This is a genomic window from Bdellovibrionales bacterium, assembly GCA_016714165.1.
In the GTDB taxonomy this organism is placed as follows: Bacteria; Bdellovibrionota; Bdellovibrionia; order Bdellovibrionales; family UBA1609; genus JADJVA01.
The window spans coordinates 115741-128786 of the sequence record JADJNU010000001.1 but is presented as its reverse complement, the minus strand read 5'-3'; the positions used below and the strand labels follow the sequence as shown (position 1 = coordinate 128786).

Annotated in this window: 9 protein-coding genes; 6 read left to right on the top strand and 3 right to left on the bottom strand. The window is 45.2% G+C overall.

From position 1 onward, the window contains the following. Positions 1–9: 9 nt before the first annotated feature. From ruvB to ruvC, 3 genes are all read right to left on the bottom strand, one after another. The gene (gene ruvB, locus IPJ71_00570) at positions 10–1035 is read right to left on the bottom strand and encodes a Holliday junction branch migration DNA helicase RuvB (GenBank protein MBK7842179.1); all 1026 of its coding nucleotides are present in this window, start codon (positions 1033–1035) and stop codon (positions 10–12) included. A gap of 64 nt (positions 1036–1099) precedes the next feature. Continuing rightward, a complete protein-coding gene (gene ruvA, locus IPJ71_00565) occupies positions 1100–1681 on the bottom strand; it encodes a Holliday junction branch migration protein RuvA (GenBank protein ID MBK7842178.1) in 582 nt (193 codons plus the stop codon). Beyond that, a complete protein-coding gene (gene ruvC, locus IPJ71_00560; protein ID MBK7842177.1) occupies positions 1678–2193 on the bottom strand; it encodes a crossover junction endodeoxyribonuclease RuvC in 516 nt (171 codons plus the stop codon). The genes ruvA and ruvC overlap by 4 nt, the downstream gene beginning before the upstream one ends. Positions 2194–2323: 130 nt before the next feature. On the opposite strand from ruvC, the gene IPJ71_00555 reads away from it, so the two are divergent. From IPJ71_00555 to IPJ71_00530, 6 genes are all read left to right on the top strand, one after another. Further along, positions 2324–3163 (top strand): tetratricopeptide repeat protein, encoded by an 840-nt coding sequence (locus IPJ71_00555; protein ID MBK7842176.1) that lies wholly within the window; start codon positions 2324–2326, stop codon positions 3161–3163. 77 nt (positions 3164–3240) lie between these two features. Further along, complete coding sequence (gene efp, locus IPJ71_00550; GenBank protein ID MBK7842175.1) at positions 3241–3804, top strand: elongation factor P; 564 nt, start codon at positions 3241–3243, stop codon at positions 3802–3804. A gap of 197 nt (positions 3805–4001) precedes the next feature. Further along, a complete protein-coding gene (locus IPJ71_00545; protein ID MBK7842174.1) occupies positions 4002–5054 on the top strand; it encodes a flavodoxin family protein in 1053 nt (350 codons plus the stop codon). Then, positions 5051–9031: a translocation/assembly module TamB gene (locus IPJ71_00540; GenBank protein ID MBK7842173.1), complete on the top strand. Its 3981-nt coding sequence runs from the start codon at positions 5051–5053 to the stop codon at positions 9029–9031. Before IPJ71_00545 ends, IPJ71_00540 begins: the two co-directional genes overlap by 4 nt. A 3-nt stretch (positions 9032–9034) precedes the next feature. Beyond that, positions 9035–11845 (top strand): BamA/TamA family outer membrane protein, encoded by a 2811-nt coding sequence (locus IPJ71_00535; protein ID MBK7842172.1) that lies wholly within the window; start codon positions 9035–9037, stop codon positions 11843–11845. Between the two features lie 290 nt (positions 11846–12135). Continuing rightward, entirely contained in the window at positions 12136–13044 is a 909-nt protein-coding gene (locus IPJ71_00530) for a trypsin-like peptidase domain-containing protein (protein MBK7842171.1), read from the top strand. Positions 13045–13046 lie beyond the last annotated feature (2 nt).

The following is a 13046-nucleotide window of genomic DNA, read 5'->3' as shown; positions in this document are numbered from 1 at the left end:
AATACTTCGCTATCGACTCAAAAATTCGTCCGGCTCCATTTTTTCAAGGTGCTTACGAGAGGTCTCAGTAATAACACGACCCCGTGGCGTTTTGAGGAGAAGTCCTTCTTGAATAAGAAAGGGTTCGTAGACCTCCTCCAGGGTATCGGACTCTTCAGAGAGCGCCGCCGCCATGGTGTCGATCCCGACAGGACCGCCCTGAAACTTATGGTGAATCAAATGAAGTATTCTTCGGTCCATATTGTCCAATCCCAATTGATCTACCTCTAAACGGTCAAGACCATAGCGAGCCAGCTCCCCATCAATCGTGCCGTTGCCCTCAACCTCGGCATAATCGCGCACTCGCCTCAAGAGGCGATTTGCAATTCGTGGAGTTCCACGACTGCGCCGAGAAATCTCCATCGAGCCATCATCAGTCAGTTCAATTTTCAAAAGGGAGGCCGAACGAGCCAAGATTTGCCGGAGCGACTCTTTGTCGTAAAAGTTCAAACGTTCCACAATCCCAAACCGATCACGAAAAGGTGCCTTTAATAGGCCCGCTCGTGTTGTAGCACCTACAAGAGTAAAAGGAGCCAACTTGAAACGCATCGTTCGGGCGCCGAGCCCTTCTCCTGATATGATATCCAAATGGAAATCCTCCATGGCGCTATAAAGATATTCCTCCACATCGCGACTGAGTCGGTGGATTTCATCAATAAAAAAAACAGAATGGGGCCGAAGGCTCGTCAATATTGCCGCAAGATCTCCCTTCCGATATAAGGCGGGTCCACTTGTGGCTCGGATTTCAACTCCCATCGTTTTTGCAATGATGTAAGCCAAGGTGGTTTTTCCCAAGCCAGGAGGGCCACATAACAAAGTGTGATCCAGTGGCTCTTCGCGCTTTTTGGCTGATGAGACAAAAACCCGCAGTTTTTCTTTCACCTTGTCTTGTCCAGGAAAATCCTCAAATCGAATGGGACGCAAGGCCTTATCGAGAGGCTGATCCGTTTCATTTGCCTGACCATCTATCATTCGATCTTGAATCGTTTCCAACACTCTCTCCTAAGCTGTCCAATTTATCGCCAACCCGTTGACATCAGAATTGACGATCAACCAAAAATTAAAAATTCGCCGAAAGGATTCGCAGGCCCTCACGAATCCCGTTCTGCACGTCTGTCTTGATATCCAATTGTGCGACCGCTTTTTCGACATCGTGAGAACGATATCCCAGATTAACCAAAGCCGACAGAATTTCCTGACGAACGCCCGAATTGGATCGAACTCCGATTTCGCCACAGTTCAATACCAGTTTCCCCTTTAAAGTGAGAACTATTTGCTCGGCCGTTTTCTTTCCCACTTTTGGCAAACCCGCCAAACTCTTTGCGTCCCCTTCCTCGATCATCTCAACGATCTCCCCAGTCTTGGCTCCACTGAGAATTCTGATTGCCATCTTAGGACCAATTCCGTTGACTCTTGTTAATGAAAGAAAAAGCTGCTTTTCACTCAATTGAGCAAAGCCATAGAGCTGCAAGGCCTCTGCTCGCAGATGCGTGTATACATAAACCTCCACTGAACCTGATTGTGCAGCCAACTCGTCTAAGGTGCTCTGTGAGCAATCAAGCTCATAACCAACTCCACGCACATCTAGAACAACACCCTCCCCATCCTGGGAAAGAATTTCACCTCTTAGAAATGCAATCATGGATTCTCCTTCATCAGTTGGGTCAATCGATCTTCACTTTCCAAGAGAAGACCGCGTGCGACCGCAAGAGCAAGGGCATCGGTGGCATCATGGCGAATACCGCGAGTCTCCAGGCCTAACCAACCGACAATAGCCAATGACACCTGATCCTTACTGGCTGCTCCGTACCCGGTCACGGCTTTTTTTACGGCTCTAGGAGCCATTTCTCGAATCCGACAGCGATAGCGCGAAGCCACGGCCAAACAGAGTCCTCTGGCATGTCCAAGTTTAAAAGCACTGTCCACGTTCTGCCCTAAAAAAACTTTTTCGATGATGACTTCCGAAGGCTTCCAGCGGGAAAAAACTTCATCCAGCATTTCATAGAGAGCATGAAGCCTTGCAGCAAACTCCAAGCCTCGAGGAGGAGTCAAGGTTCCATGGCCTCGGTACTGAAGCTGAGAGCTGTCGCCCAGCTTGAGAACCCCGTAACCAGTGCACTGACTGCCTGGATCCAATCCGATAATGAGACTCACGATCCCCCCTGCCAAGTATTTCTCATTTAACTATGGAATTCTCCAAACATTCAAGAACGAGATTTTAACACATCGACACATCTTTTCTCATTTCTTTGAATTTTCAAGGGGTCAATGTCAAGATCGAATCATGGATGAAGTCAGCCCAGAATTTATTGAACGCTATCAACTGATCTACGAGAAAAACCCCAAATCAAAAATTTTTGCCCCTCTCTCTGAGGCCTACAGAAAGATGGGGCTCCTGAAGGAAGCCCTCGAAGTCGCACAATCGGGAGTTTCATTGCATCCTGATTTTGCAGGCGGCCATGTCGCATTGGGCAGAATTTTTATTGATCAGGAAAACTGGATTGAGGCCGCACGTCAATTCCGCACAGCCACAGAACTTTCACCAGAAAATATCTTAGCGCAATCCACTCTGGCAGAACTTCTCCTTCGTCTCAAAGATCCAAAGGGCGCGCTCAAAGCATTTAAAATGCTCCTTTTCCTCCAACCCGATAATGTGAAAGCCCAAAATGCGGTTAAGAAACTTGAAAGCTTGACAGCGGATGAGTATGAGGCCGATCTTTTTGCTATGCAGCCGCTGAAGGAAGCTGTGCGGCAACGAGAAAATGCTGCAATACCTTTGATTCCGTTGGCAGAACCTACCGCAGGGCTATCTTTAGATTCGACAAAGCTAAAAACTTTGGAGCGAATCATCTCCCTCGCTGATGCTTTTTTGGTCCGCAACGATCTCGATCAGGCCCGACAAGTCCTTGCCGAGGCTGAGAGGCAGTTTGGACAACACGATGAAATCATCAAACGTTTCAAACTGCTGAATCCTAGTTCTGCTGACAATATCAAAGAAGGCCCCGAATCAACTTCTTCAAGACAGCCTTTAAAGGACAGAGAAAATCAGAGCAAAGACGAAAAGGTTCAGTTCCTTAGGGAGCTTCTTAGTCATGTGTCGACTTCTCGAGAGTCCCGAATCTGACCCAAATGATTGATCTTTTGTTTACTTTGAGGTCTGCTTCATTTAAAAGCAAAGATCCTCATTCAAGGTGGTAACTTATGGTGGCAACAAGCGACTTCAAAAAGGGAATGAAGATTCTCATCGATAACGAGCCTTATTCCATAGTGGATTTTCAGCACGTAAAACCTGGCAAGGGCAATCAGTTTACGCGGACAAAATTGAAACATCTCATCACTGGTTCTAATTTGGAGCGAACGATTAAATCGGGCGAAAAATTCACTGTACCGGACGTCCATTTTCAGACGATGAATTTTCTTTACAAAGACGAGAGTGGATACAACTTCATGGATCAGACTTCTTTTGAGCAATTTGCTTTGAACGATGATGTTCTCGGTGATGCTCCTCGATATCTCCTGGAAAACATGGAAGTGAACGTTTGCATTTACAACGACCGTGCCGTCGGTGTTGAGCTTCCCAACTCTGTTGTTCTCAAAGTAACCCAAACAGATCCCGGCCATAAGGGAAATACTGTTACTAATACTTACAAGCCCGCCACTTTGCAGACAGGTTACATTGTGCAGGTACCTTTGCACATCAATGAGGGTGACCAGCTCAAAATTGATACGCGGACGGGTGACTATGTTGGCCGAGTGAATGACTAGCCCGACTTGAAATAAGGCAGGCCGTGCTTTCCAGGCTCCAGCCTTGAGGCTCGGCAATTTTTTCCCGTTTGCTGAGAGACTTGGTTTTTTAGTTAAATCAAATCTCACAGCCCTTTCAACGGCCTTAATGCCTGACGTCAGGTCTCGCCGATGCCCCTTCTTGAGAGCATAATATAGAAGGAGAAGATGGGGGCCAATTGGAACAGAAGATAGAGAGGGAGATCAGCGAACTATTAAAACGCTGGTCAAATACAGAAAAGGTGGCGGAGATCCTCTCTGATCGGCTTGAAAAATCTGAACTTCCCATCGCCCATGAACTCGCGATAATGAGCTTTCTGCTCCAATCGGGTTATCTTAAATTGCTGTTTAACCCTCTGCTTAAGCGCTTGCAAAGTGACCGTCCGACATCCTGGCTGGCTCTCATCGAAATCATGAGCCGCAACGATGTGAAGCCAAATCGCGAGGTCCTCAGCGCCGTGTTTGAAGGGGCTCTGAAACATCAAATGCTTGAAAACCTAATTCTGTCCCATGGCTGGGACAATTACGACACGAGGTTTCAAAAATTAAGAGACGAACTCCGCAAACGCCTCCAGGACGAAATTCTTCAGAAGAAAAATACACTCAAGGAAAAATTGGGTTTTCTCGCCAACCACCGGATGATTGAGGAGGAGGAGCGAATTCTCAAATCTCTCCTGAACATGTTTCCAGAGGATCAGGAAATTCAGGCTTATAAAACTGGATTTAAGGAACGCTGGGCAAGAAACATCTTGTCGACCAGTAATCAAAATTACCTCACTCCAACAACTGAAGAGCGGATGTCGATTAAATGGTCTGAAAATGAAATGGCACTTCTGGATTCTTGGCTTACAACAGCCAAGAAAATCTCGGATGCCCGACCTGAGATGGCTTACACGTTCACTATATTTTTTATATTCGCGGAAGCCTGGGAGCAAGCTCTTCAGATTCTTAGCTTGGCTCCTCCTTCCAAAAATCGTGATTGGCTCAGACTGGATATCCTTATTCATTGTCGGCTTTTTGTTGATTGCCTCTCTGAAGTAGATCAAACAGAGCTGACCCACTCGGACGATCCCGAGACAAGCTTCTCAGCCGCCTACACAAGAGCTCATGCCTTACATGGACTTGGCCAACACAGAGCCGCAATGGAGATCCTTCAGAGTATCATTGAGATACGCCCGAATTATCGATCCGCTCAAACACTTCTTGCGGAATGGGCAGAAGGGACAAGATGAGCTGGGTATTTTTCCAGAAATGGCGTAAATGGTTTTATTATTCGGCAGTCTTTGCCGCATTTTTCTTTTTGCTCGGATTCTCCTACCGATATCATCTGCCCCGCATCAAATCATGGTTACTCGTCGAACTTGAGAATCAATCCCAGAAGCACACATCGGCAAGAGTATGGCCCGAAAGACTCGGGCTCGGGCTCTTTCCTCCACAGCTCATTTTTGAGGGAGTCAGAATCATTCCAAAACCACCTCTTTCTCTGTCCTTTTCACCTTCTTATATCAAGGAATTGCGAATCAAACTTAATTGGCTAGCACTGTTTCGTGGACAATTTCGCCTGGCTGAAGTTATCTTCGACCATCCCAACTTGAACATTCTTCTTCCACATCTTTTCGCTTCGGAAAGTGAACAAAAGAACCTCATTCAACAGCCCTCGCTTGACATCCAAATAAGAGAGATCTCCACAATCCCAATTGATAAACTCATTATCACTGATCTAGAGTTAAAGGCTCGATCACCAGGAGACAAAGCCCAAATAGGGTTAAAGAAAGCTTCCTTCGTGATGACCAATATGTTCGATGCGTTGCTGATTGAAGCTAATTTTCCAAATGTCAATTTACGCAAAGAGGGCTTGGCACCGCTTGATCTGAGTTTTGAAAGTAGATTCTTGATCGATGACGAAAATTTGCAGATATCATCTCTCAAATTAAGAAAGCAATCTTCCTATTTTGTCGCCTCCGGATACCTCAATGGCAAACTAGCCAAAGCAAATTTTGAATCAGGTAAGATGAGCAGCCGCTCTCATTTTTCCTTGCCGGAAGTGCGCCTACTGGTTCAAGACTATCTGGAAAAAATAAGACTTCCGCGTCTCAAGGGAACTATTGACTTAGATTTGGACCTCAATTGGACTCAAAATGTCTACCCGAATATTCAATTCAGAACTCAGGCCACTGGAGTAGAAATAAACAATTTTGTTCTGGGAACTCTGACTACAAATGGCAGTCTCTCAAAAGAAAATATCCTTTTTGAGCGGTTAAATATAAGCAACAACGCAGGGACGGTCCTCCTTGAGCAATCTGTCCTTGACACAAAAAATAATTGGAAATTCTCGACTTCCGTCAATATTGCACAGTTAGAGCTTCAACAGCTCCTGCTCAACCTCACAGTCCCGAAAACCCCGCTTCACCTTGATCTGAGCGGCAGCCTACCCTGCGAAGGAGAATTGTACCCATTTCAGATGAACTGCAAAGGAAAAGTCTTTGGTAAAAATCTAAGTGTACACTCTGGAGAACCAGAGAAATTTCCGATTGTTGACGTGGCAAATATCGAGGCGGATGGAGAGGTAAAAGTCAATTTGAATGAGGTTACTTATAAGGCCGAAATCAAGGTTGGAAAATCCTCAACTGGCAGATCTTCAGGCACAATTAACTACTCCAAGGGTTTTAATATTGATTACGAGGGAGATCGTGTCGATTTTTCGGACGTCCAAAATCTAGCGAAGTTAAAATTAGAAGGAGTAGGAAAAGTAAAAGGGAGCACCGTGGGTGATAGTTCTTACGGGACAATTAAAATGGATATCAGCAATGATGATTTCTGGATGGAAGACTTCCCTCTCGGGAAGGTGAGCACCGAATTGCAATACAAAGAAGGTTTCCTTTATTTTAATCAGGTCAAAGGTTTCTTTAAAACCTCGCGGTACACAGGAAATGTGGCAATTGACCTCCGCAAAAACAACTTGTCTATAACTGGCCAAGTCCCCTTCGTTGATTTGGAAGATCTCAGGCTGTTGTTCGAAAGAAAATATTTGTTTCCTCTCTCTATCGATGGTTCAGGATCTGCCGAAATTAGGGTGTCCGGACCGCTGATCCTTAACCAGTTAAATTTTGATCTTAGATCGTCATTCTATCGAGGAAGCTTAGGCAACGAAAGTTTCGACGAGTTAATTCTCAATGCCGGAGCCACAAATGGGAATGTTAAACTGCGACAAGCCTACCTATCAAAAGCGACAGGTCGAATTTCTTTCGATGGGGGTCTCAGTTCCAGCGGAATTCTTGACGCTGTTGTCCTTGGAAGAAATTTGCGACTCGAGCAGTCCGAAAATATAGAAAAAATTAATCTCAACGTGACTGGACTTGTCGATTTTACGACTTCGCTGCGTGGTCCGATTCGCAACCCAAAAACAGACATACACCTGCGACTCTCCCAATTGGTAATTGCGGATAAACCCTTTGAGGATTCCAGCCTCAAAATTAAGCTCACTCCTCTTGCTCTGCAAGGTGGCGGTAACATCATGGGAAATCTCATTAAGACAGACTTTACAATTCCCTTTTCGAGTGATGGACCATTTCGTCTGTTTATAGAAGCCAATGATCTCAATTTTACCCAATTGTTCACCATCTTTTCAGGGCCCGGACGAAAAGTGGACTTTGACTCCAAATTCACTTCGACCGTCGACTTAAGCTCAAGCAATGGAGGTCTTTTCAAAAGCTCTGGGTACGCTAAAATCGATGATTTCACACTTCGGAGAGGAAACACCACTCTTGCACTAAATCGGCCGATTAACTTGGAAGTACGTGAAGGCACATTGAGTTCAGAAACCTTTAACCTTCAGGGTCATGGCTCACTTGTTTCTCTTACCATCAAAGACACCTCGAAAGATCGCATAAATATTGGAGTAAATGGAAAACTCGACATGGGACTGGCTCTTCTCTTTTTGCCATTTCTTGATGACTTGAAGGGCGTTCTTTCTCTCTCCGGGCAACTAAAGGGCAACTGGGAAAATCCAGAAGTAATGGGGTCTGCGTTTATAGATAATGGCCTGCTGAGGGTGAGAGACTTCCCGCAGTCCTTTGAGCAGATCCGCGCAGATCTACTTTTTAGCCATAAGAAAATTGTGGTCAACTCAGCCAGTGGACAATTGGGAGGCGGCCCTTTTTCGGCGGAGGGAAAAATTCAGGTGAAGAAAATCAATGACGTCTTGATTGATGTAAAGGGCCGATTTAAAGATATCAGTCTCAACATTCCTGATGGGGTAAAAACAAAGGGCTCCGGTGACTTCTTTTTGAAAGGAAATTGGTTCCCCTACAGTTTGGGAGGCGAATACCAGGTCAGTCAGGGAGAAGTCTCCAAAGAGATTGATGGAAACGCCCAAAAAGCTGGGAAAATCAAACCGTCTACTTTTTTACCCGCCTTTCTGATTGAAGACAAATTTCAACCTTTCCTTCTCGACTGGAACGTCATTCTGAAGCGTCCAATTGTTGTCAAAAACTCTTTGGTCAACTCACCTCTTTCAGGATCTCTTAAAGTCAGTGGAGAAATTTCTGCACCCTCTCTCAAAGGACAGCTCTCACTGGAAAAAGATGGAAAAGTCTTCTTCCATGAAACGCCCTTTGATGTCGCGATAGGTCAGGTTGTTTTTTCGGGCGATGACTCCGATAATCCAAATATATTTCTCAATGCCAGCTCCAGGGTCAAAGATGAATATGATATTAACCTGTTAATTCAAGGGCGAGCCAAGGATCCTCAGTTTAACCTATCCAGCCAACCCCCTTTGGCTGAATCCGAGATTATTAGCCTCTTGGCTCTCGGAATAAAGCCCAAAAGCGACAGTGATAGCAAGGAGTTTCAAACTGGAGAATTGGCAACCCAGACAACTCTGCAAATAGGCTCAGCCCTGCTCCAAAAGCCACTGGGAGACATTAATAAACTAACGGGAGTAGAAGTTGATGTGTCTGGGGCCACTGGCGCTGATCAGGCTGTCGTGCCAAATTTGACATTAAAAAAGCAATGGACTCCAAAATTTGGTATTTCAGCAAGCAGAACAGTCGAAAATAATCCAACAAACAATGCTAAGATTGAATATAAAGTAAACAAAAAGCTTTCTGTCATCGGAACATGGGAGAATAAGGAAGGAAATCCGGAAATCAAAGATACCTCTACCGAGAAAGTTGGAGTGGATCTTGAGTACCGATTGGAGTTTAGGTAGGTCATGTTTTCACTATTCGTTCCCTTTATTTCTATTGTTGTTCTGTGTTTTACACTCGCTTTTCCAGCGAAAGCACAGACCCTAACAATTCATGGTGCCCAACCAGAGATCATTGAATCTCTCCGTAAAAGATATCCCGATCTATTTGATAACAGTTCATCTTTATCTGAAATTGACTATCTGATCCGTTTATTGATGGAGCACGGTGCTTTTGAGCGAGTATCCGCCTACCGGAGTCCAGAGGGAAACATCTCAATCGAGGCTCAGGCCATTAAACTCATCTCAGGAATAAAGGTTACCGGAAATAGCATCGCTTCAACGACAGCTCTTCTAGAAATGATAGAACTCAAGGAGGGTGACAAATTTGATAAAAGAAAGATCACCGAGAGTGGCGAACGACTAAAAGCTTTTTATTCCGAGCAAGGGTACTTCAATGCTATTGTTGAGATAAGATTCTCGAATGCAAGCGACGGTCGTCTAGAAGCCACTTTTGTGATAGACGAAAAGAATCCATGCGAAATTTCTGTGGTCGAATTCAACACACTCAATCCCTACCTACGACAGAGACTGCAATACCGCGGACATAAATACGTCCACCAAGCTTTGACGTCTGCGGCCTTACAAAACATCAGGCTGACATCTGACGAGTTCCTTAGGAACGAAAGATTTTTGAGCGCCGTTATTGGAGAGCCTGAAATCACATACAATGAAGAACGCACTTCCGCCCACCTCAAATATTCAATTCAAGATCCTTATAGATACGACCGCCAGGTATTAGGATATAAGCAACTCAGTATTTTTGACATTTCCCGAGAACTCAACCCTCCGAACATAGCACAGAGTGGAGGAGACCCGATCTCTGAGGCAGCAGAGAGAATTCGAAAAAAATACCTCGCCAGTGGATTTGCACACGCTCAAGTTTCGACAGAGATCAATGAAGACAGTAAGCAATTTTTGCGTAAAGCCAGAATCTTAATCTACGAAGGCCCTAGAGTCCAGATCGGACAACTGAACGTCAGCGGAAGAATTTCAAGGAATCCTCAATACTATGCCGAGCTGATTCGAAATAACAGTTCCGAGCTGATCAAGAGCGGATATTTTAGCAGGACTGACATTGAGCTTGGACACAAGAATCTTATCAACGAATTGCGCAACCAGGGATTTCTCAAAGCAAGAATACAGTCGTTAAGAACGGAGTTTACGAACAAAAAATCGGAAGCGAAAATTAAAATTGTCATGGATGAAGGCCCCCTCACTCAAGTAAAAAAGGTAAACTTTCAAGGAATCAAGGCCTTCAATGAAGCAGAATTGAATGAAGTCGTTACTGTCCACAGCAACACTCCCCTTCGATTGTCTACAATTGAGGAGAGCATCAATCGACTGAAGTCCTTTTATCTCAGTCACGGATTTCTGGAAATGAAAATTGAAAACATCAACAACCAACTCGTCGAGTACAATGAAAAGGGCACCCAAGCCATTGTGCGTTTTGAGATCCTTGAGGGCCCAAAGATTGTCGTGTCGGCAATCAATTTGGAGGGCAATAAGTTTACAAAGGATTATGTGATCCTCAGAGAGATTGAGTTTTCGATCGGTGAAACCCTGACTCCCGAAAAGATTGAGGAGTCACAAATGCGGCTCAACCGCCTGGGAATCTTTAGCCAGGTGAGGATTCGCACACTTGAGGAAGGTACATCCATATCCCAAAGAACCGTTCTCATTAGTTTACGAGAGCGAGATCCCGGACTTTTCAAAATAGGCATTGGAGCCGATAGTGAACGCGATCTTACGCTCCGCCAATTTACATCCGTTTCATTTAACAATATTGAGGGTACTGCGCGGACCGTAGCCGCAAGACTCGAGCTGGGATACAATCCAGATCAAGTAAAGTACCTTACGCATCGGGCCACTATCGGATACCTTGAACCATTTTTATTCTCGACGCGCACAAGAGGACGCATTAATTTCACTCGACAACAGCAGATTTCAAACTTTAATGACGTTACCCTTTTAACTGAAATCTCTGACAGTAGCCGGGTCGACTTTCTCCTAGAACGAGACCTATCTCGCAACTTCAAGCTGACGTGGACTCTCTGGAGCTTAGATTCCGTCAAGACCTTCGAGCGTTATGGCAACTGCTTAGATGGTCAGCCTGGAAAGTGTCCCGATCAGTTAGATCGGATTGCTCTTCTTGGCCCCACTCTCGATTATGATCTGCGGGACAATCCATTTGTTCCCACTCGGGGCTCCCATGTCCGATGGAATTTGTCCTATTCAGCTCCAGCTTTTGGATCCTCGTCCGACGTCAATTTTGTCAAAAGCGAAATTTCCTACACCTATCTCTGGAATCTTGGCTCCCCGAGCCTGGTGTGGGCAAACCAACTCAGACACGGAAATGTTTCTAATCTCAGCTCCATTCCTGGCAGCAAAGTTCCTGGTAGCCAAATTTTTTACTTGGGTGGCACTTCGAGTATTCGTGGCTTTGGAGGCTCAAGCTCAAACGAAAGAATTCCGCAAGGAATTGAATTTCCGAACGAAGAAGTGATCGTAGAGAAGGAAAGCGAATACTCTTTAATAAAAAGTGAGTTCCGTTTTCCTGTCTATAATTCTTTGGGTGGGGTCGTATTTTATGACGGTGGGGCAGTTCAAGTTTCGGGACACCATTTTGAAAGACCCTATCGACATGCAGCGGGATTTGGCGTCCGCTTTAATACACCAGTCGGACCCGTCAGTCTTGATATCGGATTCAAGTTGGACCGGATCAAAGAACGTAACGAAGACCCTTGGCGCTTGCACTTCTTCATTGGTTCATTCTAGAAACATCCAAAGATTGGCATACGATCTCTGAGGTGAGAGAGAAATTTTCCTAGACTTAAATTTCATCAGTTCAGATGGACCGAGGACCATTTTCTCCTTTGAAATCAAGGCGTATTTCTAACTCCGGCTCTTTTCATTTATAATGAGAAAATTCACGTTGCTTGTTCGTTGTGAGCGATAGATGACAAGACCCTCAAATACTTGCAGCTAAATAACTCATAACTTCGATTATCCAGGATGGATTTAACCGACGCCGACACGATCTATCATTCAGTTCCAAGGAGGGAGCCATGATCAAAATGAATCCAGTCAATACCTTAGCAACCATATTTGCAGTCACCTGCCTTTTTCTCCTTTGGAGTCCAATGGCAGGAGCGCTCCCGTCGAGGGAGTCTCTGTGCATTCAACCAAAAGTGATATATGGGGTCGACAATCGACAGGAATACTATGAGATCAACGACCCCTTTGTAAAGGACTTGGCCGACAGTACCTTGGCCCTCGTAGATAGACGACAGTTGCAAAACCTACCTGGTGCCCAGTACAAATTGGCCGGAAGGCAATATGGATCCGCTTATGGACTTTGCACGACGGAACCCTACTACAGTCAACAGATCTCGGCGTTTTGCACGGGGTTTCTTGTTGCGCCTAACCTCGTGGCAACTGCCGGACACTGCATACAATCTCAGGCAGAATGCCAAAACACACAGCTTGTTTTCGGCTTTGCCGTGAAGGGCCCGCAGGCGCAAGACGATATTTTCGATGATCAACAGGTCTACTCATGTGCAGAGCTCATTAAATCCGAGATTGCAAACAGTGGAGCAGATTATGCTGTTATTCGGATTGATAGAATGGCCATTGGACGATCCTCTCTGGAATTGAGATCACAAGGTGAGTTAAGCGTGGGAGATGAGGTTTTTGTCATTGGACATCCATCAGGCCTTCCCGTCAAAATAGCAGGTGGTGCTCGCGTAAGAGCTGTCAAAAACGAATTCTACGTCGCCAATCTAGACACCTATGGAGGGAACTCTGGATCACCTGTTTTCAATTCAAAAACAGGACAAGTGGAGGGAATTCTAGTGAGAGGCGAGACCGACTATATCGCCAAAGATGGCTGCAATATCTCCAATTCTTGTGCGAATGACGGCTGCAGAGGAGAGGATTTCACAAAGATCCGTCATGTTATTGATGCGATAAAGTAGAA

Bases quoted from the DNA above. Each gene is read 5' to 3' on its own strand.
- ruvA (MBK7842178.1), bottom strand. From the start codon at position 1,681: ATGATTGCATTTCTAAGAGGTGAAATTCTTTCCCAGGATGGGGAGGGT.
- IPJ71_00555 (MBK7842176.1), top strand. From the start codon at position 2,324: ATGGATGAAGTCAGCCCAGAATTTATTGAACGCTATCAACTGATCTAC.
- efp (MBK7842175.1), top strand. From the start codon at position 3,241: ATGGTGGCAACAAGCGACTTCAAAAAGGGAATGAAGATTCTCATCGAT.
- IPJ71_00540 (MBK7842173.1), top strand. From the start codon at position 5,051: ATGAGCTGGGTATTTTTCCAGAAATGGCGTAAATGGTTTTATTATTCG.
- IPJ71_00535 (MBK7842172.1), top strand. From the start codon at position 9,035: ATGTTTTCACTATTCGTTCCCTTTATTTCTATTGTTGTTCTGTGTTTT.
- IPJ71_00530 (MBK7842171.1), top strand. From the start codon at position 12,136: ATGATCAAAATGAATCCAGTCAATACCTTAGCAACCATATTTGCAGTC.